Origin of the sequence: Streptomyces sp. NPDC058697, assembly GCF_042715345.1 — a bacterium.
GTDB lineage: Bacteria > Actinomycetota > Actinomycetes > Streptomycetales > Streptomycetaceae > Streptomyces > Streptomyces liliifuscus.
The window spans coordinates 360,098-386,581 of the sequence record NZ_JBHXSU010000001.1; the positions used below are offsets into that span (position 1 = coordinate 360,098).

Annotated in this window: 30 protein-coding genes; 18 read left to right on the plus strand and 12 right to left on the minus strand. The window is 71.7% G+C overall.

Annotation, left to right across the window (positions count from 1 at the left end; translation table 11 throughout):
* Positions 1-7: 7 nt before the first annotated feature.
* Both ACFWXQ_RS01595 and ACFWXQ_RS01600 read right to left on the minus strand, forming a co-directional pair.
* Positions 8-610 (minus strand): DNA-binding response regulator, encoded by a 603-nt coding sequence (locus ACFWXQ_RS01595; RefSeq protein WP_383946855.1) that lies wholly within the window; start codon positions 608-610, stop codon positions 8-10.
* The gene (locus tag ACFWXQ_RS01600; protein WP_383946858.1) at positions 607-1,902 is read right to left on the minus strand and encodes a sensor histidine kinase; all 1,296 of its coding nucleotides are present in this window, start codon (positions 1,900-1,902) and stop codon (positions 607-609) included. Before ACFWXQ_RS01600 ends, ACFWXQ_RS01595 begins: the two co-directional genes overlap by 4 nt.
* A gap of 234 nt (positions 1,903-2,136) precedes the next feature.
* On the opposite strand from ACFWXQ_RS01600, the gene ACFWXQ_RS01605 reads away from it, so the two are divergent.
* The 5 genes from ACFWXQ_RS01605 (at position 2,137) to ACFWXQ_RS01625 (ending at position 5,885) form a co-directional block, all read left to right on the plus strand.
* Positions 2,137-2,607 carry a hypothetical protein gene (locus tag ACFWXQ_RS01605; RefSeq protein WP_383946861.1) on the plus strand — a complete coding sequence of 157 codons (471 nt, stop codon included), beginning with the start codon at positions 2,137-2,139 and terminating at the stop codon, positions 2,605-2,607.
* 65 nt (positions 2,608-2,672) lie between these two features.
* Positions 2,673-3,350 (plus strand): hypothetical protein, encoded by a 678-nt coding sequence (locus ACFWXQ_RS01610; protein WP_383946864.1) that lies wholly within the window; start codon positions 2,673-2,675, stop codon positions 3,348-3,350.
* Between the two features lie 167 nt (positions 3,351-3,517).
* Positions 3,518-3,871, plus strand: a complete 354-nt coding sequence (locus tag ACFWXQ_RS01615) for a hypothetical protein (protein ID WP_383946866.1) — start codon at positions 3,518-3,520, stop codon at positions 3,869-3,871.
* 212 nt (positions 3,872-4,083) lie between these two features.
* Positions 4,084-4,896, plus strand: coding sequence for an SAM-dependent methyltransferase (locus tag ACFWXQ_RS01620; RefSeq protein ID WP_383946870.1), 813 nt, complete (start codon positions 4,084-4,086; stop codon positions 4,894-4,896).
* A gap of 236 nt (positions 4,897-5,132) precedes the next feature.
* Positions 5,133-5,885, plus strand: a complete 753-nt coding sequence (locus tag ACFWXQ_RS01625; RefSeq protein ID WP_383946873.1) for a DUF4142 domain-containing protein — start codon at positions 5,133-5,135, stop codon at positions 5,883-5,885.
* Positions 5,886-5,967: 82 nt separating this feature from the next.
* Here ACFWXQ_RS01625 and ACFWXQ_RS01630 read toward each other — a convergent pair whose 3' ends face one another.
* A complete protein-coding gene (locus ACFWXQ_RS01630; protein ID WP_383946876.1) occupies positions 5,968-6,471 on the minus strand; it encodes a VOC family protein in 504 nt (167 codons plus the stop codon).
* A gap of 164 nt (positions 6,472-6,635) precedes the next feature.
* On the opposite strand from ACFWXQ_RS01630, the gene ACFWXQ_RS01635 reads away from it, so the two are divergent.
* On the plus strand, positions 6,636-7,106 hold the full coding sequence (locus tag ACFWXQ_RS01635; RefSeq protein ID WP_383946879.1) for a GNAT family N-acetyltransferase: 471 nt from the start codon (positions 6,636-6,638) through the stop codon (positions 7,104-7,106).
* Here ACFWXQ_RS01635 and ACFWXQ_RS01640 read toward each other — a convergent pair.
* Complete coding sequence (locus ACFWXQ_RS01640) at positions 7,092-7,478, minus strand: PPOX class F420-dependent oxidoreductase (RefSeq protein WP_383946882.1); 387 nt, start codon at positions 7,476-7,478, stop codon at positions 7,092-7,094. The two genes, ACFWXQ_RS01635 and ACFWXQ_RS01640, sit on opposite strands and share 15 nt — an antisense overlap.
* 178 nt (positions 7,479-7,656) lie before the next feature.
* Here ACFWXQ_RS01640 and ACFWXQ_RS01645 point away from each other — a divergent pair, with 178 nt between their 5' ends.
* From ACFWXQ_RS01645 to ACFWXQ_RS01660, 4 genes are all read left to right on the plus strand, one after another.
* The gene (locus ACFWXQ_RS01645) at positions 7,657-8,334 is read left to right on the plus strand and encodes a hypothetical protein (protein WP_383946885.1); all 678 of its coding nucleotides are present in this window, start codon (positions 7,657-7,659) and stop codon (positions 8,332-8,334) included.
* Entirely contained in the window at positions 8,321-9,103 is a 783-nt protein-coding gene (locus tag ACFWXQ_RS01650) for a class F sortase (RefSeq protein WP_383946887.1), read from the plus strand. Before ACFWXQ_RS01645 ends, ACFWXQ_RS01650 begins: the two co-directional genes overlap by 14 nt.
* Before the next feature lie 81 nt (positions 9,104-9,184).
* Entirely contained in the window at positions 9,185-10,066 is an 882-nt protein-coding gene (locus tag ACFWXQ_RS01655) for an oxidoreductase (protein WP_383946890.1), read from the plus strand.
* A gap of 20 nt (positions 10,067-10,086) precedes the next feature.
* Positions 10,087-10,617 (plus strand): hypothetical protein, encoded by a 531-nt coding sequence (locus ACFWXQ_RS01660; protein ID WP_383946892.1) that lies wholly within the window; start codon positions 10,087-10,089, stop codon positions 10,615-10,617.
* Positions 10,618-10,654: 37 nt separating this feature from the next.
* Here the strand turns inward: ACFWXQ_RS01660 and ACFWXQ_RS01665 are convergent, their stop codons facing one another.
* Together ACFWXQ_RS01665 and ACFWXQ_RS01670 are read right to left on the minus strand one after the other, a co-directional pair.
* Positions 10,655-11,542: an ABC transporter permease gene (locus ACFWXQ_RS01665; RefSeq protein ID WP_383946895.1), complete on the minus strand. Its 888-nt coding sequence runs from the start codon at positions 11,540-11,542 to the stop codon at positions 10,655-10,657.
* Entirely contained in the window at positions 11,539-12,447 is a 909-nt protein-coding gene (locus tag ACFWXQ_RS01670; RefSeq protein ID WP_383946897.1) for an ABC transporter ATP-binding protein, read from the minus strand. The genes ACFWXQ_RS01665 and ACFWXQ_RS01670 overlap by 4 nt, the downstream gene beginning before the upstream one ends.
* A gap of 132 nt (positions 12,448-12,579) precedes the next feature.
* On the opposite strand from ACFWXQ_RS01670, the gene ACFWXQ_RS01675 reads away from it, so the two are divergent.
* Together ACFWXQ_RS01675 and ACFWXQ_RS01680 are read left to right on the plus strand one after the other, a co-directional pair.
* A complete protein-coding gene (locus ACFWXQ_RS01675) occupies positions 12,580-13,800 on the plus strand; it encodes a sensor histidine kinase (RefSeq protein WP_383946900.1) in 1,221 nt (406 codons plus the stop codon).
* Positions 13,797-14,456 (plus strand): response regulator, encoded by a 660-nt coding sequence (locus ACFWXQ_RS01680; RefSeq protein WP_383946903.1) that lies wholly within the window; start codon positions 13,797-13,799, stop codon positions 14,454-14,456. Before ACFWXQ_RS01675 ends, ACFWXQ_RS01680 begins: the two co-directional genes overlap by 4 nt.
* Here the strand turns inward: ACFWXQ_RS01680 and ACFWXQ_RS01685 are convergent.
* The 3 genes from ACFWXQ_RS01685 to ACFWXQ_RS01695 all read right to left on the minus strand — a co-directional run bounded on the left by ACFWXQ_RS01685 (position 14,446) and on the right by ACFWXQ_RS01695 (position 17,006).
* On the minus strand, positions 14,446-15,438 hold the full coding sequence (locus tag ACFWXQ_RS01685) for an alpha/beta fold hydrolase (protein ID WP_383946906.1): 993 nt from the start codon (positions 15,436-15,438) through the stop codon (positions 14,446-14,448). The two genes, ACFWXQ_RS01680 and ACFWXQ_RS01685, sit on opposite strands and share 11 nt — an antisense overlap.
* A gap of 183 nt (positions 15,439-15,621) precedes the next feature.
* Positions 15,622-16,392 (minus strand): hypothetical protein, encoded by a 771-nt coding sequence (locus tag ACFWXQ_RS01690; protein ID WP_383946908.1) that lies wholly within the window; start codon positions 16,390-16,392, stop codon positions 15,622-15,624.
* The gene (locus ACFWXQ_RS01695) at positions 16,389-17,006 is read right to left on the minus strand and encodes an RNA polymerase sigma factor (protein ID WP_383946910.1); all 618 of its coding nucleotides are present in this window, start codon (positions 17,004-17,006) and stop codon (positions 16,389-16,391) included. Before ACFWXQ_RS01695 ends, ACFWXQ_RS01690 begins: the two co-directional genes overlap by 4 nt.
* Before the next feature lie 222 nt (positions 17,007-17,228).
* Here ACFWXQ_RS01695 and ACFWXQ_RS01700 point away from each other — a divergent pair, with 222 nt between their 5' ends.
* From ACFWXQ_RS01700 to ACFWXQ_RS01710, 3 genes are all read left to right on the plus strand, one after another.
* A complete protein-coding gene (locus ACFWXQ_RS01700; protein ID WP_383946913.1) occupies positions 17,229-18,641 on the plus strand; it encodes a S1 family peptidase in 1,413 nt (470 codons plus the stop codon).
* A 60-nt stretch (positions 18,642-18,701) separates the two neighbouring features.
* A complete protein-coding gene (locus tag ACFWXQ_RS01705) occupies positions 18,702-19,901 on the plus strand; it encodes a damage-control phosphatase ARMT1 family protein (RefSeq protein WP_383946916.1) in 1,200 nt (399 codons plus the stop codon).
* A gap of 133 nt (positions 19,902-20,034) precedes the next feature.
* Complete coding sequence (locus ACFWXQ_RS01710; RefSeq protein ID WP_383946918.1) at positions 20,035-20,721, plus strand: hypothetical protein; 687 nt, start codon at positions 20,035-20,037, stop codon at positions 20,719-20,721.
* On the opposite strand, the gene ACFWXQ_RS01715 is transcribed toward ACFWXQ_RS01710, so the two are convergent.
* Positions 20,712-22,103, minus strand: a complete 1,392-nt coding sequence (locus ACFWXQ_RS01715; protein ID WP_383941998.1) for an MFS transporter — start codon at positions 22,101-22,103, stop codon at positions 20,712-20,714. The two genes, ACFWXQ_RS01710 and ACFWXQ_RS01715, sit on opposite strands and share 10 nt — an antisense overlap.
* Positions 22,100-22,678 (minus strand): TetR/AcrR family transcriptional regulator, encoded by a 579-nt coding sequence (locus ACFWXQ_RS01720; RefSeq protein WP_383942000.1) that lies wholly within the window; start codon positions 22,676-22,678, stop codon positions 22,100-22,102. Before ACFWXQ_RS01720 ends, ACFWXQ_RS01715 begins: the two co-directional genes overlap by 4 nt.
* A 161-nt stretch (positions 22,679-22,839) precedes the next feature.
* Here ACFWXQ_RS01720 and ACFWXQ_RS01725 point away from each other — a divergent pair, with 161 nt between their 5' ends.
* The 3 genes from ACFWXQ_RS01725 to ACFWXQ_RS01735 all read left to right on the plus strand — a co-directional run bounded on the left by ACFWXQ_RS01725 (position 22,840) and on the right by ACFWXQ_RS01735 (position 24,833).
* A complete protein-coding gene (locus ACFWXQ_RS01725; protein ID WP_383942003.1) occupies positions 22,840-23,220 on the plus strand; it encodes a hypothetical protein in 381 nt (126 codons plus the stop codon).
* 89 nt (positions 23,221-23,309) lie between these two features.
* Entirely contained in the window at positions 23,310-23,966 is a 657-nt protein-coding gene (locus ACFWXQ_RS01730; protein ID WP_383942005.1) for a DUF3105 domain-containing protein, read from the plus strand.
* Positions 23,967-24,098: 132 nt separating this feature from the next.
* Entirely contained in the window at positions 24,099-24,833 is a 735-nt protein-coding gene (locus tag ACFWXQ_RS01735) for an ankyrin repeat domain-containing protein (RefSeq protein ID WP_383942008.1), read from the plus strand.
* Between the two features lie 34 nt (positions 24,834-24,867).
* Here the strand turns inward: ACFWXQ_RS01735 and ACFWXQ_RS01740 are convergent, their stop codons facing one another.
* On the minus strand, positions 24,868-26,202 hold the full coding sequence (locus ACFWXQ_RS01740; protein ID WP_383942011.1) for a helix-turn-helix domain-containing protein: 1,335 nt from the start codon (positions 26,200-26,202) through the stop codon (positions 24,868-24,870).
* Between the last annotated feature and the right edge of the window lie 282 nt (positions 26,203-26,484).

Sequence of the window (26,484 nt, forward strand, 5' to 3'; positions counted from 1 at the left end):
CCGGGCGTCAGATCCAGCCCTGTTCCCACGCGTAATGCGCGGCGGCGTGGCGCGTGGACGCTCCCAGCTTGGACATGGCTGCGGAGAGGTAGTTGCGGACCGTGCCCGGGGCCAGATGGACGGCCGCGGCGATCTCGACGACCGACGCTCCGGTGCGGGCGGCGCGCAGGACCTCCAGTTCGCGGTCGGTGAGGGGGCAGTCGTCCTCGGTCAGGGCGGAGGCGGCGATGTCGGGGTCCACATAGCGGCGGCCGGCGGCGACATCGCGGATGATCTCGGCCAGTCTGGTCGCGGCGGTGGTCTTGGGTACGAAGCCCCTGATGCCGGCGGCCAGCGCGCGGCGCAGCACGGCGGGGCGGGCGTGCCGGGTGACCAGGACGATCTGGGTGGGGAGTTCGGCCCGGATCTCCTCGGCGGCGCGCAGCCCGTCGGTGGGCGGCATCTCCAGATCGAGGACCGCGATGTCGGGGCGGTGCTCGCGTGCCAGCCGTACCGCTTCGGTGGACGTGGACGCCTCGGCGACCACGACGAGGTCCTGCTCCAGGCCGAGCAGTGCGGCCAGCGCGCCTCTGAGGAGGTCCTCGTCGTCGGCGATCAGCAGTCGGATCAACGTGCCGCTCCGTTCCCGGCGTTCGTCGGCTTCGGCTTCGACTTCTGCTTGGGCTTCTGCTTCGGCTGCTGCTCGGGCTTCTGCTTCGGCTTCGTCGACGTTGTCGGCTCTACCGGCAGCGCGGCCTCGACCACGAAGCGGTCGCCGTCGCGGTTCCAGGTCAACTCGCCGCCCGCCGCTTGCAGTCGCTCCTTGAGCGTGCCGAGTCCGGTGCCGTTGGTGGCCGGCGGGTGCCCGTCGGCGCCGTCGTTGCTCACCCGCAGTCGGGCCAGGCCGCCGGTGACGCGGCAGTCGACCTCGGCGTGCCGTGCGCTGCTGTGCCGGAGCACGTTGGTGGTGGTCTCCCGCATCACGAGGCCCAGCAGATGGCGGGCCGGCTCGGCGAGTTCGGTGACGGCCGTGGCGGGCTCGACGGTCATCCGGGCGTCGATCTCGGCCGCGGCCAGCACCCGGGTCGCGTTGGTGATCTCGTCGTCCAGGCTCGTGCGGCGGTAGCCCTGCACCACTGCCCGGGTGTCGCCCAGGGCGTCGGCTGCCAGCCGCCGCACCTCCTTCATCTCCGCGGCGGCGCGACCGGGGTCCACCTCGACGAGCCGTGCCGCCAACTCGCTCTTCAGCGCGATCACTTGGAGATGATGGCCCTGGATGTCGTGCAGGTCGGCGGCAAACCGCAGGCGCTCGTCCTTGACCGCGACCTCCGCCTCCAGCCGCCGTGCCTCGTCCAGTCGGCGCGCGGTGTCCCAGGCCCACAGGGGCCCGAGCATCACCCAGACGGTGAACGCGACCAGCCCCGGCGGGAACAGTGCGGCGTACAGCAGCTCCCCGTCCCCGGCGACCAGGCTGACGACACCGCCGGGCAGTGACGCGAGGACGACGGCGCAGGCGATGAGCGGCCTTCTGCTGCCCGGTGCGAGGTAGGTCGCGACGATCGCCACCACCATGGCGGGCGCGACCGCCCACAACCCGTAGTTCCGCACGGCCAGCGGACACACCGCGAGCACGGCACCGGCCGCGCACGCGGCGATCAGCCACCCCATGGGCGGCCTGCCGGGGCGCGTCCCGGCCACCGGCAACAGCGCGAGCCGCCGGCCGAGCAGCACCACGCTCGCCACCACCGCGACGACCAGGGCGACGGCGGCCGGGCCCCGGGCCCACAGCTCGACGTCCTCGTCGAGGATCCACTCCCCGACGAAGAGGACCAGCACGCACGCGGCCATGCCGGGCACGGTCAGCCACGTATGGCGGCGGAAGCTCGTCAGCCCCGCACCACGGTCGTTCGCCCCGTCCCCCATCCGGCCATTGTCCCCGAAGCCGGCCGATCGGGCGTGGTCGCTGCCATGGGGCCGTGCGGCCGGTCCCGACATGACAGATGTCATCCGCGGACGTGACAACTCCACGCGCCCGCATGGGGGTTCGGCACTACGCGCGGTCCTCGCCCCGAAGCAGTCTGGAGCCACCGCACACTACCCACCCGGTAGGAGAGAACCCGTACAGCCGGTTCAGGCCGTGCAGAAGGAGAGCCCGTCATGCAGACCCAGCCCATGCGGCAGCAGACGCAGCACACCCAGGGCGCCGCACCGGTCGACTCCGGACGGACGCCGGCCGAGCGGCACGGTGGCAAGCGGCGCTTCGCTCGCCACTACCTGGAGATGGTGGTCGCGATGGTCGTCGGGATGCTGGTCCTCGGCACGGTGACACGCGGCGTGCTGGCACTCGCCGGAACCGAGCTCTCCGCGAGCCGGCATCCCGAACTGACCTCCCTGGAGATGGCGTTCGACATGTCGGTGGGCATGGCCGTCTGGATGCGCAGGCGCGGCCACGGCTGGGCGAGCACGCTGGAGATGTGCGGTGCGATGTTCGTGCCCGCGCTCGCGCTGTTCCCGCTGCTCTGGCTCGGCGTCATCGCCGGCGACTCGATGATCGCTCTGGAACACCTCGTGATGCTCCCGCTGATGTTCCTGGTCATGCTCCGCCGCCGGAGCGAGTACGGCTGCTGACCGAATCCCCCGCTATCCCGCTATCCCCCGCTCCCACAACTACCGCCTCATGACCTGGAGTTGCCATGACTGCCACGCACATCACCGCGGTTCCGCAAGCGACCGTCGACGCCCCCGCATACGCTCCGGCATCCGGCACGGCGTCCGGTATGGCATCCGGCACGGCGTCCGGCCGCCCGGCTTCGAACGGGCGGCGCCCCGTCGAGATGCTCAGGCGACGCTGGCCGACAGTTCTGGCCGTCGCACTCGTGATCCTTACGACGGCCGACGGTTCGGGCGAACTCGCCGACACCGTGGGCGCGTTCGGGGACGCCCTGCCTCTGCTGCCGCTGCTGTACGTGATCATCCATCAGATCGGGAAACCCCGCGTGACCTGGCCCGTGCTCGGCGCCGGTGTGGCCGCCATGGTCGCACTGCGGGCGCAGGACGTGGTCTCGCAGCCCGTCGCGCTCGTGGCCATCGCGCTGGCGGTCCTGGTCTGGGGTGCCGTACGCGGAACGCCGCACGGACGGGCGACCTTCGGGGTCCAGGCGGCGGGAGCGTTCGTGTTCGGTGCGCTCGCGCTGGTCGGACTCGCGGTCGATCCGGACCTCGGCCGCTACCTCGTGGCGGCAGGCTGGTTCTTCCACGGCGTCTGGGACTTCGTCCATCTCAAGCTCGACAAGGTCGTCGCCCGTTCGTTCGCCGAGTGGTGCGGGGTCGTGGACGTACTGATCGCCGTCCACCTGCTCTTCCTATTGTGACCGCTCGTCATTCCACGCCTCCCGCTCGGGAACAAGGTGGGCGAACGTCATCATCGGCAGGCAGCCGGGGACGGGAAACCGCGTGGCCGTCCGGCGGGCAGGGCCGCTATCGTTCGGTCTTCCGACCAGCCGTTTCAGTGGCTTCCTACGCTCGGAGAGCAGCTCCCATGACCAGCCGGCACGCGACGACGACCCTTTGGCGCCCGGTCGGCCCGAAGGAGCTGGAACTCGTCCGGGAACTCAACTGGCGCGCCTGGCCGCCCCGCCTCCCCGAGCAGCCGATCTTCTACCCGGTCCTCAACGAGGACTACGCGATCAGGATCGCTCGGGACTGGAACGTGAAGCACGACGGCGTCGGCTTCGTCACGCGATTCGAGGTCGAGTCGGATTTCCTGGGCCGGTATCCCGTCCAGCAGGCCGGCGGACGGACGATCCTCGAACTGTGGGTGCCCGCCGAAGAACTCGATGACTTCAACGCCCACATCGTGGGAGAGATCCAGCTCGTCCACGAGTTCCGCTGAGAGGCGCGGGGTAGACAGAGGAGGCGGCACGGAAGACGGCAGGAAGACGGGCACGGGAGGCGGCGCACGTCTTCCGGCCGAGTGCGCGGAGCCCGATCCGCTGTTCCTGGCTTTTGCCTCCGGCACTTGGCCGGATCCCGTCCGGCAGCCGGGGCGGCGGCTCTACGTTGTGTGGTGAGACTTGCGACGGCGCGTGCTGAGGAGGCTGTTCAGTGACTCACGATTCGTCCGCACCCGCGGGCCCGTGGTCGAAGATCGACACATCGGTGCCGCATTCGGCCCGGATCTGGAACTACTGGCTGGGCGGGAAGGACAACTACCCCGTCGACCACCAGGTGGGCGACGCGTTCCGTGAGTTCTTCCCCGGCATCGAGGAACTCGCCCGGGGTTCCCGGGCCTTCCTCGGCCGGGCCGTGCGTCATCTGGCGGGCGAAGCGGGTGTCCGGCAGTTCCTGGACGTCGGTACCGGCCTGCCCACCGTGGACAACACGCATCAGATAGCCCAGCGGGTGGCCCCCGAGGCACGCATCGTCTACGTCGACAACGACCCGCTGGTGCTGGCCCATGCCCGGGCGCTGCTGACCAGCGACCCGCAGGGGGTGACCGACTACATCGACGCGGACCTGCACGATCCCGACGCGATCCTGCGCCAGGCGGCCACGACGCTGGATCTGACCCGGCCGGTGGCGCTCACCCTGATGCAGGTCAGCGGGCACATCGCCGACTACGACGAGGCCCGGTCCATCGTGACCCGGCTGCTGGAGGCCCTGCCGTCCGGCAGCTTCCTGGCGTTCAACGACAGCGTGGACACCCACAAGGCCAACGCCGAGGCCACCCGGCGCTACAACGAGAGCGGCGCCGCCCCGTACTTCCTCCGCAGCCCGGAACAACTGGCCGGTTTCTTCGAGGGCCTGGAGCTGCTGGAGCCGGGCGTGGTCCCGCTCGCGGAGTGGCGTCCCGACCCGGGCGCCGCCGCGCTCCCGTCCGAGGTGATCGCCCTCGGCGGCGTCGGCCGCAAGCCGTAGTCCGCAAGCCATACTCCGCAAGCCGCAAGCCGCTGTCCGTAGGAGTCCGGCAGGTCCCGGCAGAGGGCCGCCCTCCACGGCTCAGTCTTTGTCCATGGCTCACTCTTTGCCCGGACCAAAGGATCTCCTGAACCGGCGAAGCCGTACTCCCCGGCATCCGCACCGCTCACCGCGGTGCGAAACAGCGTTCCCGAGGCCTCCGCCTCGGGGACGGATGTCCTGGGCCAGGAGGCACCATGCGTATGTCCCGGAACGCGGCGGGAACGGTCTTCGTCGTCGGCAGCCTGGCGGTGACCCTCGCCGCGCTCGCGTATCCCGCGATGCTCGGGGTGCAGAACGTGTCGAGTTCCCCGTCGCGCATCATCGCCCGCACCCCGACCGGCCCGCTCACGGAGGCGGACCGCGATTTCGTCGTCAAGGTGCGGGCCGCCGGGCTGTGGGAGTTCCCCTCCGGCGAGCTGGCCCTGACGAAGGGCACGACCCAGCCCGTCAGAACGGCGGGCGAGCATCTGATCTCGGGCCACGCCGCACTCGACGCCGAGTGCCGGCTGATCGCTCCCCGGCTGGGGATCACGCTGCCCAACCAGGCGTCCCCGCAGCAGCAGGGTTTCGTGGCGACCCTGACCGCGGACCACGGCAAGCAGTTCGACACGGACCTCGCCAACATCCTGCGCGTGACGCACGGCCAGATCTTCCCGACCGTCGCGAAGATCCGTGCCACCACCGAGAACAGCCTGGTCCGTGAACTGGCGGACCAGGCCAACGACACCGTCCTGGACCACATCTCCGTCATGGAGAAGACCGGGCTGGTCAACTTCGACTCGGTCCTCTTCCAGGAGACGACCCCTCCGAAGCTGCCCGCCGGCGATGTCACACCGCCCGCACCCCAGCCGGGAGCGCCGGTCGTCGCTCTCACTCCGCCGGCCGGCAGCGCCTCCCCGACAGCGACACCGACCTCGACCTCGACCTCGTCACCGACGGTGGGGTAGGCCTCCGGCCCGGCGCCGCAGGCCCTCCCGCGCGACTCTCCGCACGTCGTGCCGTATCACCGGACGTCGACGTCGCTCCGTTTCACCGCACGCTCGTGCCGTACATCTCGCCGAGCGGATCCGCGATCAGTTCGACGCGGGTTCCGTCGGGGTCGCGGAAGTAGACCGAGGTGCCGCTCTCCTCCTGGTAGTCCACCCCGGCCGCGTCGAGCCGGTCGCGCAGCCGGGTCCAGGCCGCCGGTTCGACGGAGATGGCCAGGTGGTGGAGGCCGCCGAGGACTTCCGCGTACGGTCCGACGTCGAGGCCCGGGAAGTCGAAGAAGGCGAGCAGGTTGCCGTGACCGATGTCGAAGAAGAAGTGGGTCGAGCCCTTGTAGTCGCGGTTCTCGAACATCTCCGTGAGCGGGAACTCCAGCAGTTCCTGGTAGAAACGCACCGTCCTCTCGACGTCTCCGGAGAGCAGCGCGACATGGTGCACGCCCCGGGCCGAACTGGGCCGTCTGTCCGGGGCCAGATAGGCGTCCCGGATCCGTGCCCTCTCGGTCTCGATCGCCGTCAGGTCCAAGGGGTTCTCCTGGCTCGACACGTGTGCGGACACTCCTCACACAAGGGAATGGGACGCCGACCGCGACGGGCGGGGCCGGCGCGTCACCGGCATCGCGAAAGCGGTTTGCCGTTCAACCACCGGTCACTCTAGGCATCCCCTCGGTCCGGTCAAGGGCCGCGGAGCCGGACGAACGGAGTCACATCATGGATCTGCTTCCTTTCAGCGCCGCGCACGCGACGACCGTGGCGACCTGGCCGGTCTCCGCCGCGGAGGTCGCGATGTGGTGCGGGCGGCGGGAGTTCCCCGTGGCCGGAGAGACCGTCGCGGCATGGCAGCAGGACACGGACGTGACCGCTCACCTGCTCGTCGAGGACGAACGGCCCGTCGCGTACGGGGAGTTGTGGTTCGACGCCGAGGAGGACGAGGTGGAGCTGGCGCGGATCATCGTGGCGCCCGAGTCCCGCGGGCGTGGTCTCGGGCGCGTACTGGTCCGGGGGCTGCTCGGCGAGGCCCGCGGCTCGGGACACTCGGACGTGTTCATGCGGGTGCACCCCGACAACGACCGGGCTCTGCGCTGCTACCGGGGAGCCGGCTTCGCCCCTGTCGGCCCGGAACTGGCCAAGGCCTGGAACGCCGTACAGCCCGTCGACTACGTCTGGCTACGGCACCAGTGACACCCGGATGCCGATCGTCCCGTTCTTCCCTCGGCGCAGTCGGCTGCCGAGCAGGACGAGGCGGCCGGAGATGCCGTATTTGCGGGCGATGAGACGGCGATAGTGCGCGGTGACGTCCGGGGCGCAGACCTCGGCGGTGGCGGGGAGTTGCTCGCCGGTCGGGTTGCCGCGGGCGTCGCAGGGGCCGACCAGGACGTCGGCGCGGTTGCGGATCCGCTTCACCTTCCACGAGTCCGCGACGGTCCAGACGCCGAGCGTGTCGCCGTCACGGACCACCCACACCGGGGTCGCGACCGGCGTGCCGTTCTTCCGATAGCTGGTCACCAGCAGATATTTGCCGGCACCGAGCCGCTCCAACGCTGCGTTGTCCACGCGGTGAGTCTAGGCCGCGGGCCCGCCCGGCGGGATCCCGGGCCGCCGGAAACCTGGGCCGGACGGGCGATCCCTGACGGCTTGTCAGCGATGCGCCGGGCTTTCGGACGCGGGATGTGAAAGGGAGTCAGACAAAGAGCCAATTTGTACGACAATCATCCCGCTCGGAGGATCCCCCATGTCCGCCTCGCCGCTCCCCCGCACCTCACGCACCTCGTGCACCTCACGCACCAACCCCACCGCCCGCAAAACCCGCACCGCACGCACCGCCCGCACGGGAGCCGCCGCGCTCACGGCGCTCACCCTCGCCGGAACCGCCCTTCTCGGGGCCCCGGCCGCCTTCGCCGCCCCCGGCGACAACGGCGATGTCAAGATCCACGCGGATTCGACGCCCGACGCCGACCAGCGGAACGACCCGAAGGTCTGCCAGTTCTACCTCGCCGCCTTCAACTTCGACCGGGGCCAGGGTGTCACCTGGATCATCGAGCCCCAGCCGGCGAAGCGGGGAAGCGCCACGCTCACCGGCACCCTCGCGCTGCCCACCGGTACCGGCCGGACGACCGGCCTGCTGGCCCTGCCCGACGGCCAGTACAAGCTCACGTGGCAGATCGTGGACGGCAAGGGCGCGGGCAAGCACAAGGTGTTCAAGGTCGACTGCAAGAAGACCCCGCCCGCCGGCGGACCCGAGAACAACGCACTCGGCGGCCCCAACGGCGGGGTGCCCGCGGGCGGCGGCGGCCTCGCCGAGCCAGCGAGCGTGTCGGCGTTCGGCGCTGCGTCGGCGTTGGGCCTGGTCGGTGTGTCGGGCTTCGTCTACTTCCGGATGCTGCGCCGCCGGCCCGATGGCGCCGCGTAGGCGCGCGCCCAGGCCCTGGTACCGGACGCGCGCCTACCGGCTGACGAGGACGGCCGTGCTGGCGTTCTCGCTGGTGATGGGCGGCCTCTGGTGGGCCGAGGACGACGGCCGGCCCCCGGACCCGGCCGCCGCACCCGCCCAGGCTCCCGGGGACGCCAAGGCGTCCCCGGGTTCCCCCGCCCCGGGTCCCTCCGCCGCCACGACACCCGAGCCCCGGCGCGGTCACGTCCGTGTGCCGCCTCCCGTCCGGCGCCCCAGCCCGGCGCCCCGGCCGCTCCCGCGGTCAAGGGCGACGGTCCTGAGGATCCCGTATCTCGGTCTGGAGGCCCCGGTCGTCGGCCTGCGCCTGGACCGGAAGCGGCAGCTCACCACTCCGCCCGTGGACAAACCCGAACTCGTCGGCTGGTACGAGGGCGGCCCCTCGCCCGGCGAGGCCGGCACCGCCGTGGTGGTCGGCCACCTCGACACCGCCACCGGGCCCGCCGTCTTCGTCGGCCTGAGCGGACTGACGCCCGGCCGGCTGGTCGAGGCCCGGCGCGCCGACGGCCGCACCGCGGTCTACACGGTGGACGCCGTCCGCACGTACGACAAGGAGCAGTTCCCCAGTCAGGAGGTGTACGGCGCCAGAAAGCGTCCCGAGCTGCGGCTGATCACCTGCGGCGGGGCGTACGACCGGAGGACCGGCTACCGGAGCAATGTCGTCGTCTTCGCGCATCTGACCGGGACGCGCGAGCCGGACCGCCCCGCCCAGGCGCCCCCTCGACGCTGATGGTCCGCATCCGCAGGGCCCGTGAAGATCACTTTTCACCGTCCGCCCCCATGGTCCGAACCTCCGTGCAAGACTCCGAAGATGACCTCGGAGACGATCAACGCGGCGGCAGCGGGCACGTGGCGGCTCGGCGACCTCACGGTCAACCGGCTGGGTTTCGGGACCATGCGGCTGACCGGAAGCGGCCCATTCCACCAGGGCATGCCGAGCGACCGCGACCGGTCGCTCGGCGTGCTCCGGCGCGCGGTGGAACTGGGCGTCAACCACATCGACACCGCCGCCTTCTACTTCTCGTCCCTGCGCTCGGCCAACGAGCTGGTCAACTCGGCGCTGGCCCCGTATCCGGACGACCTGGTCATCGTCACCAAGGTGGGGCCGGGGCGCGATCCGTCGGGTGAGTGGCTGCCCTGGGCCAGGCCCGAGCAGCTGCGCGGCCAGGTGGAGGAGAACCTGCGCCAGCTCGGCCGCGACCACCTCGACGTGGTCAACCTCCGGACGCACGGCCGCCATTCGATCGCCGAGCACTTCGGGGCACTGGCCGCACTGCGCGAGGCCGGGCTCGTCCGCCACCTCGGCGTGTCCGACGTCGACGCGGAACAGCTCGCCGAGGCGCAGACCATCGCCCCGGTGGTCTGCGTCCAGAACCGGTACGCCCTGGACACACGTACCGAGAGCGACGACGTCCTGCGGATCTGCGGTGAACAGGGCATCGCCTTCGTGCCGTTCTTCGCGATAGCGGGCGCAGGCGGCAGCAAGGGCACCGCCGATGCCCAGGACGCCGAGGTCCTCGACATCGCCAGGGCGCACGGTGCGAGCCCCGCGCAGATCCGGCTGGCCTGGACACTGCACCGCGGCCAGCACGTCCTGGCCATCCCGGGCACGGGCGATCCGGACCACCTCGTGGAGAACGTGGCCGCGGGCGCGATCAGCCTGTCGCACGACGAACTCGCCCGGCTCGCCTGAGGGTTGAGGATCTCTTCGACATGGGGGACAGCACACTGTGGGTGGCCGCGCTGACGGCCGGCACCGCCGTGCTCGCCAGCTGGGTGACCAGCCGCGGCACCTACCGGGCCGCCCGCATCCAGGCGGACGCGGCCGCCGCGTCCGTACAGGCGGACCGGCTCAGGGCGACCCGGCGATCGGCGTACGTGGACGTCATCGAGCAGGCCCAGCGCATGGGAGACCTCTACTGGAAGGTCACCGACGCCGATCGGATCCAGGACCCGGTCGAGCGGCTCGCCGCCCTCAGGGATCTGCGGATACGGCTTCAGGGCGAGTACGCCGTGCTGCGTCAGCGGGTCTGGGTGGTGGACCTGGAAGGGTCGGCGGAGGCCGCCGCGGCCGCGGACCGGGTCCGCCTCGCGACCGGCGACAACTGGCGGGCGCTCCGCGCGATGATCCAGGGCGAGGAGGGAGCGGGACAGCGGTTCGACGACTGCTACCGCCCGTTCTGGGAGTCGGTCGTGACCTTCGTCGGCCTCGCGCGCACCGCCCTGAACGAGACACGTACGTAAGGACAGCGCACATGTGGTGATCCGCGTGTCCTGACGGTCATTGGTCTCGCCGCTGCACCGAGGTCACCGCGACAGCGGCGGCGGCCAGGGCCCAGACCGCGTAGACGGTCCAAGCGCCGGTGAGCGTCCAGGGGTACGCGACCGCCTGTCGGCCGACGTCGACCAGACGCAGCCACGCGCCGGTCGGCAGGGCGTGGTCGACGACGGCCGCCCAGTGGCGGTCGGCGCTGAAGACCAGGGGCAGCAGCAGGAGGATCACCGCGTTGGCGGTCATGGTGGCCGCGCTGTGCCTGATGAGGGTGCCGAGGGCCATACCGAGGAGCGCGGACACCGGCGCGAGGAGCGCGGACGCCACGACTACGCGCAGCGCGCCGGGGTGGTCGATCGGGACGCCGATGTGCCGGCCGGACAGGACGGCTTGGGTGAGACCGAACGAGGCTGCCGCGACCACCGCGCCGAACGCCGTCGTGACGGCCGTGACCAAGCACACCTTCGCCGCCATCACCGAACGCCGGGCCGGGACGGCCGTGAACGTCGTGCGGATCGTCCCGGTCCTGTACTCGCCCACGATCGCCGTGGCGCCGATGGCGCTGAGGGCGAGCATGAGGACCATGGCGGCGTTCGCGGTGAAGGCGATCGACAACGGGATCCCGTCCTGGACGAAGTCGGCCCGGGAACGCGCGTCCTGGGCCGTCCAGTAGCGGTAAGTGTCCCAGGCGGTCCCCACGTTGAACCCGATGACGGCCAACGCGCCGATCACGAACGCCCAGTTGTTGGAGCGCAGCGACCACAGCTTGACCCACTCGGCGGCGACGAGATCGCGAAAGCGGGCGCGGGGTTCGGTGACTTGAGCCAGGTCGAACTCGGCCGTTGCCGTGGCTGCGGCAGTGGCAGGGGCAGTGGCCCTGTCGGGGGTGGTGGTCATCGGGCCTCTCCCGCGAGGTACTCGACGCTGTCGGCGGTCAGTTCCATGAAGGCCTCCTCCAAAGAGGCGGTCCTGGTGGTGAGTTCGCGCAGCAGCACCCGGTGCCGGAGGGCGAGTTCACCGATCCGGTCCGCGTCCATGCCGGTCACCGTCAGCGAGCCGGCGTCCTGGCGGACCGACGCTCCCGCCCCGGTGAGCAGTGCCGTCAGCGCCGCGGGGTCCGGCGTCCGCACGGTCACGGCCGAACGGGTGCCGCGGGCCGCGAACTCCGTGAGGCTCTCGGCGGCGATGAGCGCGCCGCGGCCGATGACGACGAGCTGGTCGGCGGTGTTCTCCATCTCGGACATCAGATGGCTGGAGACCAGCACGGTCCGGCCCTCGGCGGCCAGCCGGTGGAACAGGCCGCGCAGCCACTTCACCCCCTCCGGGTCCAGCCCGTTGAGGGGCTCGTCGAACAGCAGCACCGGAGGGTCACCGAGCAGCGCCGCCGCGATGCCCAGCCGTTGTTTCATCCCGAGCGAGAAGCCGCCGATCCGGCGCCGCCGCGCGCCCGCGAGACCGACCTCCTCCAGCACCTCGTCCACCCGGCGGCGCGGGATGCGGTTGGAGCGGGCCAGCACGGTCAGCTGCGCCAGGGCGCTGCGGCCGCCGTGCACTTCGTGGGCGTCGAGCAGCGCGCCGACGTGGCGCAGGCCGCGCGGGCGGTCCCGGAAGCGGCGGCCGTCGATGGTGACGGATCCGCCCGTGGGCTCGTTCAGCCCGAGCATGAGCCGCAGCGTGGTGCTCTTTCCGGCGCCGTTGGGGCCGAGGAACCCGGTGACGTGTCCGGGCCGCACGGTGAAGCTCAGATGGTCGACGGCCGTGGTACCGCCGTATCGCTTCGTCAGTTCGTTGACTTCGATCACGGGCCCAACGGTCCCCGGGAGCACGGCTGTTCGGCATCGGACCGGCGCCGACAATCGCGCGGGCGGGTGTCGACCACAGTCGTACACCCACGGTCCGATGCCCCGCGCGGTTCACGTCGTTACGATCGGCGTATGCCCGCCACACCGCGACTTCCGCTGCTCAAGCGCATACCGCCGGGCGCCTGGACGGCGGTGATCTGGTGTGCGGCGACGGTGTACCCGGTCGTCGACTACATCGTGTTCCCGACGCCCCACGAGTACTCGTACGCCTATCCACGGCACGGCCTCGACTCGTACGCGGCCCGGGCGCTCCTCGCCCTGGCCACCGTCCTCGTCCTGGCCGGCAGCGCACTGCTGCGCCGCAGGCCGCGACCGGCCTACGCCCTCGTCCTCGCGGGTACGGTCGTGCTCGCGCCGGCCTGGAAGCAGACGGAGGTCGTCGGGATGCAGTTCCTGGCGGTGTGCTTGGCCCTCGCGGTCCTCACGGCCGCCGAGCCGCGCCGGGTCTCGCTCTCCGCCGCTGCCGCCACGCTCGGTGTCCTGGCCGGATTCCTGCTTCCGCGCATGCTGTTCGGGGTCGGGCGGGACGACGGGACGCCGTCGGAGCCGTTCATGGCGCTGGTGGTCGTCATCGCCTGGCTCGCCGGGCACCAGATGCGCCAGTCCCGGATCCACGCCGAACGGCTGCGCGCCCAGGCCGCCGCCCAGGCCGTCACCGCCGAACGGCTGCGCATCGCAAGGGAGTTGCACGACATGGTGGCCCACACCATCGGCATCGTCGCCCTCCAGGCCGGTGCCGCGCGGCGGGTCATCGACACCCGGCCCGAGCTGGCGCGAGAGGCCCTCGGAGAGGTGGAGAACGCGAGCCGGGAGACGCTGTCCGGCCTGCGCCGGATGCTGGGCGCGCTCCGCCGGGCCGAACCGGGCCAGGCCCCCGAGGCGACTCCGCTCGATCCCTCCCCCGCCCCCGGTCTGGCCGACATCGACCGGCTCGCCGAGCGGACGACGGCCGCGGGCGTCCGCGTCGAGGTCCGCTGGCAGGGCGAACGGCGCACACTGCCCCCGGAGATCGGCATGTCCGCGTACCGCATCGTGCAGGAGGCCGTCACCAATGTCGTACGCCATGCCGGCGCCCGCTCCTGCCGGGTGACCGTCGACTGCCGGGACGAGGAGCTGGCCATCGAGGTCGTCGACAGCGGGAACGGCCCCGGTCGTGCCGCCACCACCGGCTACGGCCTGCTCGGGATGCGCGAGCGGGTCGGCCTGCTGCACGGCGAGTTCTCGGCCGCGCCGCGCCCCGAGGGCGGATTCCGGGTGGCGGCGCGCCTGCCCGTACCGGCGGGTGTGCGATGACGGTCCGGGTCGTCCTGGCCGACGACCAGCCCCTCGTCCGCGCGGCCCTGCGCATGGTGATCGGCGAGGCCCCCGGCCTGGAGGTCGTCGGCGAGGCCGGCACCGGAGCCGAGGCGGTCGCCCTGGCCGGGACGGAACACCCCGACGTCGTGGTGATGGACATCCGCATGCCCGGCATGGACGGCATCGAGGCCACCCGGCTGATCACGGAGGGCTCCGGCGGAGCCCAGGTCATCGTGCTGACGACCTTCGACGATGACGACTGTCTGTACGGGGCGCTGCGCGCGGGCGCGGCCGGATTCCTCGTCAAGGACATGGCCCTGGACGACATCCTCGACTCGATCCGGGTCGTCGCCACCGGGGACGGGCTGCTCGCGCCGAGTGTGACACGCCGTCTCATCAGGGAGTTCGCGGAGCGTCCCGTGTCCAACCCGCCCGCCGTCCGTCCGGCTCTGGGCATCACCGACCGCGAGCGCGAGGTGCTCACCCTCATCGGAAGCGGGCTGTCCAACACGGAGATCGCCGCGCGGCTGTCCATCAGTGTCGCCACCGCGAAGACCTATGTGACCCGGCTGCTCGCCAAGCTGGACGCCCGGGACCGGGTGCGGCTCGTCATCATCGCGTACGAGGCGGGCCTGGTCGCGGCTACGCGTTGAGGGAGCCCAGCCAGGTGGTCAGCAGCCGGTTGACCTCCTCGGGGCGTTCCTGCTGCACCCAGTGGCCGCAGCCCTCGACGAGGTGCGAGGAGACCAGCCCGGGGAGTGTGGTGGGGAAGGCCTCGATGGCACTTGCCAACCAGGCGATGGAGGCGTCGAGTTGGCCTGCTACGAAGAGCGACGGCTGGGTGATCGGGGCGCCGTCCCACTCGGCGAGGTCCTCCCAGTCCCGGTCCATGCTGCGGTAGCGGTTCAGGGCGCCGGTGAATCCGGTGCGCTCGAACTCGCCCACGCAGAAGTCGAGTTCCTCGTCCGAGAGCCAGGACGGCCGGTCCTTCACGAACCGGTCGGAGAACTTGCCGCCCTTCGGGACGAAGAAGACGCCGGCCTCGCCCGACTCGGGCATGGTGTCGGCCGACAGCGTGGCGTAGAAGCCCGTCAGCCACGCCCGTACGTCCGGCTCGATCTCCGACTCCGCGCGGCCGGGCTCCTGGAAGTAGCGGACGTAGAACTCCTCGTCCCCGCCGATCATGGCGAAGGCGTCGGTCGGGCGGATCCCGCCCCGCGGCGCGTACGGCACGCCGAGCAGTCCCACCGCTGTGAAGACATCGGGCCTGAGCAGCGCGGAGTCGGCGGCGATGGTCGAGCCCCAGTCGTGGCCGACGATCACGGCGGTCTCCTCGCCGAGGGCGCGGACGACGGCGACGTTGTCCTCGACGTGTGCCCCGATGCGGTACGCGTCCAGGGCGTCGGGCACCGAGGAGCGCCCGTAGCCGCGTACGTCGATGGCGACGGCGCGGTAGCCCGCCTCGGCGAGTGCGGGGAGCTGGTGGCGCCACGAGTACCAGAGCTCGGGAAAGCCGTGGACCAGCAGGACAAGGGGGCCGGTGCCCTGTTCCACGAGGTGGATACGGCCACCGGGGACGTCCACCGTTCGATGCTGGGCACCGGCCGGGGTGAACGGGTCTACGGACTGCGGCATGGGTCCTCCTCTGACTGGGATGTACTGCTACCGATCATTGCTCCGCTCCCGGGAGGGGGCGAGGGACGTTGCTGTTTCGGCAACAACGCCGGAGGGGGCACACCACCCCCGTGGATGTGCCCCCTCCGCCCCCTCTGCTCCCTCTTGGGCGCCCGCCCCCCCCTGGCTGCGCCCCCTCGGCCGTCAGCGGTAGGAGCGCTCGGTCGCGACGACCTTCCCCTCCGCGTCCAGTGCCTCGGTCTTGTAGGCCGCCCAGTCCCAGTTGCTCCGTTCGTGGAGGGGCAGGAAGGTCAGGAAGTAGTGGCGCGCGTCGGCCTTGACCGGTCCCACGACCCCGCCGTCCTCGAAGGTCACCCGGACACTCACCGCCGAGTCGGGCACCTTGCCGTAGAGCGCGGTCCAGTCGTCCAGGGCGTTCGTGTTGGCCTCGGCCCAGACCGCCGGCGGGTCGTAGTTCTCACCGCCCCGGAAGCAGCTCGACTCGCCATCGGACCCGCCGCTCTTCGCGTCGATGACGCGCAGATACGCGCACTGACCGCCGGACGGATTGGGCGCCTGCCAGTACTCCAGCAGATCGCCGTTCGGGGCCTTGCCCTGGAACAGTTTTCGGGCGTTGGCGATGTCGGCCTCCAGACCCTCGGCGCCAGGTCCGTGGCCCGCGCGGTTCAGCCCCCAGATCACGTTGTCCGGGATGATCCCCGACGCCTGTGCGGCGAGTCCCGCCCCCGCCAGGGCCGTGACCGTGGCCACCGCGACCACCCAGCCACGCCTGCGCCGCGGCCGGTACGCGTCGGCCCGGCGCCACCCGCGCGGGCGCGGATCCGTGGCGAGCACCCGGGCCAGGACCACCCGGTCCGCCTCGCTCGTCACCACCCGGTCGGCCAACGGGTCGGCGGGGCCGAGCAGTTGACGCACCCGTGCCTCCGTCTCCACTGTCTCCTCGCGTGCCCTCATGTCCGCCTCCCCTTCAGTCGCAGACCAGTTCCCAACTCCCCCAGCTCCCCGTCCAGTTCGTGGAACCGCCCGCGCGGCTCCTCCTGCTCCGTACGTTCCAGCGCGCTCTCCAGCCGTCGGCGCGCCCGGTGCAGCCGTACGGCGAAGGCCCGTGCCGAGCAGCCGACGACGCGTGCCGCCTGCTGGGTGTCCAGGCCTTCCCAGCCGACGAGTTGCAGCGCCTCCCGGTCACGCTCCGAGAGCGTGCCGAGGGCCTCCCGCAGATGCAGACCCGTGACCACTCCCTCGGCGTGGTCGGGCGCGGCCGGCGCCACCGGTGTCGTACGCCGCAGCCGGGCGCTCAGCCTGCCCCCGCGCCTGAGGCCGCGCTGCTCGTTGGCCAGGACGTTTCGCGCCACGCCGTACAGCCAGGGCAACGACTCCTCCGGCGTGTCCGGGACCTTGTCCAGGCGTCGCCAGGCGACGACGAAGGTCTCGGAGGCGATGTCCTTGGCCGTCTCCGCGTCCCCCGCCCGCCGTTCGGCGAAGCGCAGCACCTGCCGGTAGTGCGCCTCGAACAGGGCACTCAGTCTGGCTTCGTTCGTCTCTTCGGAAGGGTCTCCGTCTCCCGGCACACCCGTCTCCCTTCATCCCCCGCAGTGTTGCCGACTGTCTGTCGCGCCTACCTATGTCCGGCGGGACGGCCGGAGTTACAGGCGAGTTCTCGCCGACTGGCGAACACTCGGGCGGGCCGGTGAACCAGACCGGGGGGAGGCACGTACTGAAGGAGGGCGTTCACCTCACGGGAACGTCCACAGCAGTGACGCTGGGTCAGGACAGTCGCACGGGAGCCGTGGATGAGGCATGCACGACGGAACGTTCAGCGGATCGCACGGTTCGCCGCAGTCGGCGGACTGGTGTGCGGGGGGCTGATGGTCTCGCATGCCGTGGCGAGCGAGACGCCTGACGATCCGAAGGCTCCGAACGCCGAGACCCGGGCCGCCCGGACCGGCCAGGAACTGGTCGCCGAGCTGGGCACCTCGCGTACGGCGGGCAGCTGGATCGACGCGAAGGGGCGCCCGGTCGTCGCGGTGACGGACGAGGAGGCGGCGGCCGACGTGCGAGGCGCGGGTGCCGTCCCCAAGGTCGTCCGCTACGCCATGAAGGATCTGCGCTCCGCCACCGACACCCTCAAGGACGCGCCCAAGGTGGCCGGCACCTCATGGTCGATGGACTACGCCTCCAACCAGGTGGTGGTCCGCGCCGACACCACCGTCTCCGCCGCCGAGTGGGACCGGCTGGCCAAGGTCGCCGAGACCCTCGGCAAGTCCGTGCGGATGGAGCGCACGGAGGGCACGTTCACCCCGCGGGTGAACGGTGCCTCGCCGCTCTTCGCCAGCGCCGGGCGCTGTTCGGCGGGCTTCAACGTGACCAACGGACAGGCCAACTTCATTCTCACGGCAGGACACTGCGGCCCGGTGGGCACGACGTGGTTCTCGGACCAGCAGGGCAGCCGGCAGGTCGGAGCGACCGTTTCCGGCTCGTTCCCCGGCGGTGACTTCTCGCTCGTGCAGTACAGCCCCGGCGTGGATCTCAGCGGCGCCGACCTCGTGGCCGTCGGCAACGGCGAGGGCATACGGATCATCGGAGCGGCCGACGCCGCCGTCGGACAGAAGGTGTTCCGCAGCGGCAGCACCACCGGTCTCCAGTCCGGCGAGGTGACCGGGCTGAACGCCACCGTGAACTACCCGCAGGGCACGGTCACCGGGCTCATCGAGACCACGGTGTGCGCCGAACCGGGCGACAGCGGCGGCCCGATGTTCGCCGACGGGCTGGCCATGGGCGTCACCTCGGGCGGCAACGGGGACTGCCAGAGCGGCGGTACGACGTTCTTCCAGCCGGTCACCAAGGCGCTGGACTCGCTCGGTGTGAAGCTGGTGACCGAGCCCGGGTCGGGCCAGGCGGCGCCCTCCTCCGGGAGCACGGGCAGCGCCGACAACGGCGCGGGCGCGGCGGCTCCTCCCGGCACGTCCTCCACCGCTCCCGGCGGCGCGGTCCTGCCCGGGGCGGGGGGCGGATCGGTGGACACGGTGCCCGAGGGGCAGACCGACAGCCTGGCCTCGGCACTGGAGCGGGTCGCGGACTTCAGGAGCCTGGGTCCCGGACTGTTCGTCATCGCGGGCAGCCTGATCGCCCTGGTGGCCCTCCGGATCCGCTCGGAACGCGGGCGCAGGCGGTACCGCAACCAGTACTCGCAGAGCTGGGGCTGACGGCAGGCGGTTCCGTCCCGGCTCCCGTCCGCCGGAATGCGTGGACGGTTTACTGGGGGCATGACGCGCCCCAGCCCCAGCCCCACCCCCAGCAGCCACAGCTCCGATCACGCCCCCGTCATCCTCAGCTCCCCCGGGTCCTTCGCCCGGAGCGTGCTGGACGAGCGGCACCCCGCCCTCATCGAGCGCGTACGGCGGGCCACTCCCTATCCGCCCGAGCAGCAGCGTGCGCTCGACTCCCTCCTGGAGGAGATCACCAAGGGGGTCATCGAGCGGCTCGACGACGGCGAGCCCGGCGCCGAGCGGTGGCGGGACGAGCCCTACTACGGGCAGCGCTGGCCGGACGTGCCGTTCCTGTGGGCGGAGAGCTTCTTCTACCGCAAACTCCTGGCCGCCCTGCGGCACTTCACACCGGGGCCCTGGCAGGGCATCGACCCCTTCGCGCCCTTCAAGAACGCCGAACTCATGAGCTCCAAGGTCGACGAAGAGCTCTCCGCGCTCGACCGTCTGCCCGAACTCCCGGTGGGGGAACAGGACCGCACGCTCCTGCTCTCGTCCCTCTGGGGCAACCGGGCCGATCTCGGCTTCCAACTGTCCGCGGGCGCCGGCGGGTTGGGCGAGCGCGTGACGGGCCTCGTCGTGGACGACTCCCCCGCGCTCCTGGAGAGCCTCGAAGCCGGCGAGCCCGGAAAGGTCTGCCTGGTCGCCGACAACGCCGGTCCCGAGCTGCTTCCCGACCTCGTCCTCGCCGACCATCTCCTGACCACTCGGCGGGCCGCCACCGTCGTCCTGCACCTCAAGCCGTACCCGTACTACGTCTCCGACGCCACCACCACCGACACCCTGGCCTGTCTCGACCGTATGACCGGGGCGGCCGGACACGCGGCGGAGATCGGCGAGCGGCTCCGGCAGGCCGTCGCCGGCGGCAGGCTGATCCTGCGCACCCACCCGTTCTCCTGCGCGCCGCATCCCTACGAGCGGATGCCGGCCGACCTCCGGGAGGACTTCGCGTCCGCCACGCTCACCGTGATGAAGGGCGACCTCAACTACCGCCGTCTGGTGGGCGACCGCCACTGGCCGGCCACGACACCGTTCGCCGAGGCCACCGCGTACTTCCCGGGCCCGGTGGCGGCGCTGCGGACGCTCAAGTCGGACGTCGTCACCGGACTCGCGCCCCGGACGCTGGAGGAGCTGGACGCGGGCGAGGAGGCGTGGCGCACGAGCGGGACACACGCCCTGATCCAGTTCAGCGCGCGATGATCCAGTTCGGCGCGTGAGCGTTCCGGTTGTGAGGATGGGGCTGTTTGTCCCCTCGTGGGGCGGTGGTGCCGCTAGCGTGCGCTGGTCACCATTCGCGTGAATGTGCATGACATGCACAGGGGGGAAGTCAGCTATGGGGACGAAGCGTGTGCCGAGACATCCGGCACGGCTGATCGTCGCGCTGCTCGCCGGATTCGCTCTGGTCCTGACCGGCACGGGCGCCGCCCACGCCACGACCACCGTGGAGATCCCGGCGGGCACCGAGGGCGGTGTCTCGGCGACCGTGAAGTTCTACGGAACCGTGGTGCCTCAGCCCTACAACCCGGATCCGACCGCCTACTTCGGCGACCGCAAGTGCCAGTTGATCTACCACGACTACGACCCGACAGCGGGTTGCGGGGGCTTCAAGCTCGGCGTCGTCCTGCACAACGTCCGTAACCAGCCCGGCTATCTGGCCGGGCTCAACAGCACCGGGAACTACTTCCAGGCGCACGCCGACACCGCCCGCACCTTCGGATGCCTCCGTCCCGACGGCAGCTTCGACCACGGCACGAGCTTCGTCGTGCGCACCGAGCAGCAGCGCCTCGGCTCGACGTACTACGAGCCGGACAGCAACTGGATCCTGTACGCGCACCGGAACTACGAGGGCGAGTTCGGCCCGCACTTCTTCGTCAACTTCGCTCCTGTGGAAGTGAATTGCCCGGCGGGCATGACCGCGACCCAGTACGGGCTGAAGGTCAGCAACGTCAACATCAGCATTGACGACGCGAACGTCTTCGGTACGACGACGTGGAGTACGCCGGGGCCGTTCTACGGGTGACCGGCCGTGCTTCTGGCGCCCGGGCCCACGGCGGGGTCCGGGCGCCTTTTCGCTGCCACGGCAGGCAGCCTGACGGCCAGTAGCGCGCCGAGTGCGGCGATCGCGGCGAGGACGACCAGCGCGGTTCCCCTCGCGGAGGCACCGGCCGGTGCGAGCGTCGTGGCCACGGCCACCCCGAGGGCCGGACCGATGTTCATCGCGGTCTGCTGGAGTCCGCCCGAGACGCCCGCCGACCGCACGGAGGCCTCCCGCACAACGACCGCCGTCGCGGTGACCATCACGGGGGCGAAGCCGGCCCCCAGCAGAAGGAAGCAGCCGCCGATCACCAGGGAGCCAGAGGTCTGGTCGAGCCGGGACATCAGAAGGGTGGAGACGGCCACAACGACCATGCCCACCACGGTCGTTCGGCGCGGACCGTACCGTCGCAACAGCACGGCCGAGACCGGCGCGCCGACCACCATCGCCACCGCGAGCGGCAGCGCGTGCAGGCTGCCGTGGAGAGGGTCCAGGCCGAGTACGTCCTGAAGGTAGTACGTGCTGAGGAACAGCGTGCCGAACAGCACCGCCGACGCGGTGAGCAGGACGCCGAGTGCCGAGGTGATCGCGGTCGAGCGGAACACGTCGGGCGGCACCAACGGCCCTGTCGTACGCCGCTCGTGGCGGACGAAGGCGGCGCACGCGGCCGCCGTACAGAGGAGTCCGAGCGCGCTCGCGGCCGTCCAGCCAGTGTCCGGCAGACCGACGAGGGTGTGGACCAGACACACCAGCGTCACCCCCAGCAGACACGCGCCCGGCAGGTCGAGGCGCACGTCCGAGGCCTCCCTCGGCACCCGCGCCACCAGGGCGAGCACCACCGCCGCCAGCGCCGGGACGAGCCCCAGGAAGAAGACCGACCGCCAGCCGAAGTGGGTCGCCAGCGCCCCGCCGACCAGCGGGCCGAGCGCGGCGGCGGCCCCGATGGCACTGGTGCGCACGGCTATCGGCATGCCGAGGCGGTCGGGCGGATACGCGGCGCGCAGCATTCCCAGGGTCGCCGGTTGCAGCAGCGCGCCGAACACCCCCTGCACGACGCGCAGTCCGATGACCCAGCCCACGCCCGGCGCCAGGCCGATCGCCGCAGAGGTGACGGCGAAGCCCAGCATTCCGAGGGCGAAGACCCGCCTGTGTCCGTACCGGTCACCGAGGCGTCCGGAGAACACGAGCAGGCTCGCGACCGCGATGAGATAGCCGGTGCTCGTCCACTGCATCTGGACGAACGAGGCGTCGAGGTCGCTCCGCAGGCTGGGCTGCGCCACGGTCAGCGCGGTCCCGTCGAGGGCGACCAGTGCGGCCCCGGTGATGCCTGCGGTGAGCGTGAGCCGCTGGTCGCGCGCCGAGTTCACCGGGGCTCCGGCCCGAGGTGGGCGTCCAGTGCCGCTCGCACGAGGGGCTCGACGCCGTCCGCCCCTGTCGCGAGCTGGAGACTGCCCCAGCCCCACAGTTGGGCGATGCCGTGCAGGTTGGCCCAGAGGGCGCCCGCCACGTCCGGTGCCCGCACGTCGGGGCGCACCCGACTCACCAGGTCCACAAGGGAGTTGAACAGCGGCAGGCTGGTCTCGCGCAGGCCCAGGCTGTTGCTCTCCAGCAGATCGTGACGGAACATCAGCTCGTACATACCGCGGTGGGACAGCGCGAAGTCGACGTAGATCCGGGCCAGCGCCGCGAGTTGGGCACGGGGGCTCCCCTCGCCGCCCCGCAGCTCCTCGGCGACCTCGGCTCCCAGTTCGGCGAAGCCCTCCCGCGCGATCGCGGAGAGCAGTTCCAGGTGGGTCGGGAAGTAGCGGCGCGGGGCGCCGTGCGAGACACCCGCCCTGCGGGCGATCTCCCGCAACGAGAGGGCCTGCGCCCCCTCCTGGGTCACCAGGTCCACGCCCACGGCCACCAGACGGGCTCGAAGTCCCGCCTCCTGTTCGGTCATAGACACTGTCTACCAGTCGCGAGTAGACAGTGTCTACCGACGGTTCGCAGACAGTGCCCGCTCGCGGCCGGCAGCGCGCTCCCCGCCGGGCGGAGGTGCGCGGCCGGCCGATCCTCGGGGTCCGCGAACCGCTGTCGCGCACACCGCATACCATCACCGTGATGAGCAGCAGGACGCCCCGAGGACCGCACCGCGTCACGCGGGACGCGGTGCTGCGCCCTGCCCTCGCCGTGCTGCTCGCGGCGCTGGTGATGTGTCTGGGGTACGTGCCCTCGCACGGCCGGGCGGCTCCGGTCGCCGAGCCCGTCGTCACCGTCTCCGTCGCCCAGGAGCGGCTGGGTTCCCCCGCCGAGCACGACCGGTGCTGCGGCCTGCCCACCCGGGAGGCGCGGGCCGTACTGCCCGTGGGGGCGCACCCGCTGCCCGCGGTGCTGCCGCGCATGCCGGTCGTGGCGCGCCAGGCCGTGGCTTCGTACGTCCCCGTCCTGCCGCCCGCGCGTGGCGCTCCCGATCTCCATGTCCTCCAGGTGCAGCGGATCTAGACCGACGTCCATGCCCACGACGTCCGTCCGACCCCTCACCCACTGCCGCCCGAAGGAACCGGAGCGGCGGGGACAAGGAACGCATTCCCATGAGCAAGACCAGCAAGAAGTCGGCCTCCGCGGCGCGCAAGGCGCGCGTCGAGGAGCTGCGGCGGGCGGAGAAGGCCCGCGAGCGCAGAAGCCGCATCCTCACGATCACGGCCAGTACGGTCATCGTCGCCGGTCTTGTCGCCTTCGGCGCCTACGGCCTCAACAAGGCGAACGACAAGGACGAGCAGCAGCAGGCGGCCGTGAAGAAGCCCGTGAAGGGCGAGAAGTCCTGGAACGCGAAGAAGCTGACGCAGAACCATGTCGCGAAGGCCGTGTCGTATCCGATGAACCCGCCGGTCGGCGGCGACCACAACCAGGCGTGGATGACCTGTGACGGCTCGGTCTACACGAAGGCGATACCGAACGAGAACGCCGTGCACTCGCTGGAGCACGGCGCTGTCTGGGTGACGTACAACGACAAGGCCGCGGACGCCGATGTGAAGACGCTCGCCGACAAGGTCGCCAAGACCCCGTACACGCTGATGAGTCCGGTGAAGGACCAGGCCGGGGCCATCATGCTGTCGGCCTGGGGCAAGCAGCTGACCGTGGCCAAGGCGTCCGATCCGCGGGTCCAGCAGTTCCTCACGAAGTACGTGCAGGGCGCGCAGACCCCGGAGCCGGGGGCCGCGTGCACGAACGGGATCGACGCGTCCTGACGAGCGGCGCCGGGCTCTTCCGAGGGCCCGGCGCCACGCCGTGTCTCCGTCTCTGGCAGGCTCACCCCAGGCGCATCGTTCCGATCCCGAGCAGGACGCCCCCGACAGGGCGTCCTCGGCAGGAGGCGTGAGATGGAGACGCTCGACTCGCAGGATCCGCTCGCCGTCGCGGTGACCGAGGCGATCCGCGGCGGTGACCTGGCCACGCTCCGGCAGTGCCTCGCCGAACACCCCGGCCTCGCCGACACCCGGATCGTGCGGCGCGGCACCGGAGCGGGGACGCTCAGCCTGCTGCACATCGCCGCGGACTGGCCCGGCCACTACCCGAACGGCCCCGCGGTCGTCGCCGCCCTCATCGAGGGGGGCGCCGACCCCAACGCCCGCTTCGAGGGCGCCCATTCGGAGACCCCGCTGCACTGGGCGGCCAGCAGCAACGACGTGCCCGTACTGGACGCCCTCGTCGAGGCGGGCGCCGACATCGAGGCCACGGGTGCCGTGATCGGCGGCGGCACACCGCTCGCCGACGCCCGCGGCTTCGGCCAGTGGCGTGCGGCGTACCGGCTGGTCGAACTGGGCGCGTGTACGACGCTGATGGACGCCGCGACGCTCGGTCTGCTGGACCGGGTGAAGGAGGTCGTGGAGGGCGCCGAACCGCCGGGCCGGGTCGCAGTCACCCGCGCTTTCTGGGGTGCCTGCCAGGGCGGCCAACTGGCCGCCGCCGACTACTTGTTGGCGCGGGGAGCCGATCTCGACTGGGTCGGCTACGACAACAAGACCCCTCTCGACATCGCGCGGTCGGCCGACGCGGACGGGGTCGTCCAGTGGCTGCGGGAGCACGGCGCGAAGGGCCGCGCCGAGTTGCCCTGACCGTTCGCACGGGATCCGGGCCAGGCGCCCGCGCCTACGCCTGCTTCGGCCGGGCGGGCGGGTGCATCCGGGCCGTCGCGCCGCCCGCCTCCCGGGCTCGGGCCCTGGCCCGCCATCTGCCCGCGCCCGCCCCCTCGTCCGCGGTGCCCGGGGACAGCAGCCGGGTCAGTACGAGCATGGTCTCCAAGTGGCGTTCGGGGTCCGGGCAGTTGCCGTCGGTGAGCTGGGTGATCTGGCGGAGGCGGTAGCGGACCGTCTGTTCGTGGACGTGCAGGCGTTCCGCCGTCAGGACGGCGTTGTCACCGCAGCGCAGGTACACCAGCAGGGTTTCGAGGAGCGGCTCGCGGCGGCGGGGCGGAAGTTCCAGGAGCGGCCCGAGGAGCTCGGCCGCGGCCGCTTCGAGGAGGTCGCCCGACCGGAACGCGGTGAGGACGGCCACGTGGTCGACGCAGCGCAGCGGCGTGTCGGCGGGCAGTGTCCCGCGTTCGACGAGGTCCAGGCCGCGCCGTGCCCATCGCAGCGACACCGCGCCCCGGTCGGCGGGCACCACGGGCCCGAGGGCCGCCCCTTTGGTCTTCGGCAGCCAACGCGGGCCCGGCGTACGGGGGTTGGGCAGGATGAGGTAGGGCGCGGCGGGGCTGCGGTCGGCGAGCACCTCGGGCGGCAGGACGTGTGTCTGCGGATGGTCGCCCGGTGGCAGGGCGAGGACGGCGAGCGTGCCGGGCAGCCGCCAGTCGGCCGCCGCGGCCAGCTCGGCGAGCGGCCGGGCCCGGTCGTCGGGCTCGGCGACCAGGGCGTCACGCAGCCGGTCCCGCTGTACGTCGAGCGGGGCGCGGTGGCTCTCCTCGGCGTAGCCGCGTGTCGCGGCCGCGATGGCCGTCCCGATCAGGGTGAACGTGTCCTCGGTGAGCGTCGCCAGCAGGGGCGCGGGCCAGTGGAGGCGGTACGCGTCCTTGATGAGGCGGCGGCAGGCCACCCGTCCCGCCAGGTCGAGGGCGTCCCGCAGGGCGTCGAGGGGGCAGCCCAGGCGGCCGTGCCGCGCGCCGATGCGTTCGTAGAGGGCGATGATCTCGGCGGTGGCGGCCGGGCCGCGCAGCCCGGTGTCGTGGATCGAGATGAAGCAGTTGACCGTGCGGTCGATGATCTGGCGCACCGAGTAGCCGTAGGTGCCGTCGACGATGTGCGTGTAGTGCGGCAGACCGGTGCGGACGGCCTCCTCCATCTCGTCGACGGCGGCCGGCATGTGCCGCAGCAGCATCCGCCGCATCTCGCCCGGGAGCGGCGCGGCGTACTGGGGGTGCGGGTCTTTCGTGCGCGCGGCTCGTTCGTGCGTGTTGGTGCGCGCGGCCCGTTCGTGCGTGGGGGTCAAGGGGCCTCCCGTGGATTCCCGTGGGGCTGGGCAGCCTCCGGGACCGGTGTGACGTACGCCAGATTCCGCGCGCGGACCGGCGGTGAAAGTGTCACCCGGCTTACACTCCGGACCACGACGACTCACTGTTCCGTGCTAGGCCCTGTCGCCAACTCCCGTCGTCCGCCCGGAGGGCGGGCCCTTCGGCGGTATGGGGGTCCCCCTGGTCGAGCGAGGTCGAGAGCCGGCACGAGCGCGCTCTCGGCGTGCCGGGCGCGCATGCGCGCCCGGTGTCGCAAGGGC

Coding starts and splice junctions, on each gene's coding strand:
- ACFWXQ_RS01720 (WP_383942000.1), bottom strand. CDS start 22,678: ATGACCGAACAGGAGGCGGGACTTCGAGCCCGTCTGGTGGCCGTGGGC.
- ACFWXQ_RS01690 (WP_383946908.1), bottom strand. CDS start 16,392: ATGAGGGCACGCGAGGAGACAGTGGAGACGGAGGCACGGGTGCGTCAA.
- ACFWXQ_RS01635 (WP_383946879.1), top strand. CDS start 6,636: ATGGATCTGCTTCCTTTCAGCGCCGCGCACGCGACGACCGTGGCGACC.
- ACFWXQ_RS01700 (WP_383946913.1), top strand. CDS start 17,229: ATGAGGCATGCACGACGGAACGTTCAGCGGATCGCACGGTTCGCCGCA.
- ACFWXQ_RS01610 (WP_383946864.1), top strand. CDS start 2,673: ATGACTGCCACGCACATCACCGCGGTTCCGCAAGCGACCGTCGACGCC.
- ACFWXQ_RS01645 (WP_383946885.1), top strand. CDS start 7,657: ATGTCCGCCTCGCCGCTCCCCCGCACCTCACGCACCTCGTGCACCTCA.
- ACFWXQ_RS01675 (WP_383946900.1), top strand. CDS start 12,580: ATGCCCGCCACACCGCGACTTCCGCTGCTCAAGCGCATACCGCCGGGC.
- ACFWXQ_RS01735 (WP_383942008.1), top strand. CDS start 24,099: ATGGAGACGCTCGACTCGCAGGATCCGCTCGCCGTCGCGGTGACCGAG.
- ACFWXQ_RS01730 (WP_383942005.1), top strand. CDS start 23,310: ATGAGCAAGACCAGCAAGAAGTCGGCCTCCGCGGCGCGCAAGGCGCGC.
- ACFWXQ_RS01710 (WP_383946918.1), top strand. CDS start 20,035: ATGGGGACGAAGCGTGTGCCGAGACATCCGGCACGGCTGATCGTCGCG.
- ACFWXQ_RS01655 (WP_383946890.1), top strand. CDS start 9,185: ATGACCTCGGAGACGATCAACGCGGCGGCAGCGGGCACGTGGCGGCTC.
- ACFWXQ_RS01725 (WP_383942003.1), top strand. CDS start 22,840: ATGAGCAGCAGGACGCCCCGAGGACCGCACCGCGTCACGCGGGACGCG.
- ACFWXQ_RS01600 (WP_383946858.1), bottom strand. CDS start 1,902: ATGGGGGACGGGGCGAACGACCGTGGTGCGGGGCTGACGAGCTTCCGC.
- ACFWXQ_RS01605 (WP_383946861.1), top strand. CDS start 2,137: ATGCAGACCCAGCCCATGCGGCAGCAGACGCAGCACACCCAGGGCGCC.
- ACFWXQ_RS01660 (WP_383946892.1), top strand. CDS start 10,087: ATGGGGGACAGCACACTGTGGGTGGCCGCGCTGACGGCCGGCACCGCC.
- ACFWXQ_RS01665 (WP_383946895.1), bottom strand. CDS start 11,542: ATGACCACCACCCCCGACAGGGCCACTGCCCCTGCCACTGCCGCAGCC.
- ACFWXQ_RS01685 (WP_383946906.1), bottom strand. CDS start 15,438: ATGCCGCAGTCCGTAGACCCGTTCACCCCGGCCGGTGCCCAGCATCGA.
- ACFWXQ_RS01625 (WP_383946873.1), top strand. CDS start 5,133: ATGCGTATGTCCCGGAACGCGGCGGGAACGGTCTTCGTCGTCGGCAGC.
- ACFWXQ_RS01680 (WP_383946903.1), top strand. CDS start 13,797: ATGACGGTCCGGGTCGTCCTGGCCGACGACCAGCCCCTCGTCCGCGCG.
- ACFWXQ_RS01705 (WP_383946916.1), top strand. CDS start 18,702: ATGACGCGCCCCAGCCCCAGCCCCACCCCCAGCAGCCACAGCTCCGAT.
- ACFWXQ_RS01615 (WP_383946866.1), top strand. CDS start 3,518: ATGACCAGCCGGCACGCGACGACGACCCTTTGGCGCCCGGTCGGCCCG.
- ACFWXQ_RS01650 (WP_383946887.1), top strand. CDS start 8,321: ATGGCGCCGCGTAGGCGCGCGCCCAGGCCCTGGTACCGGACGCGCGCC.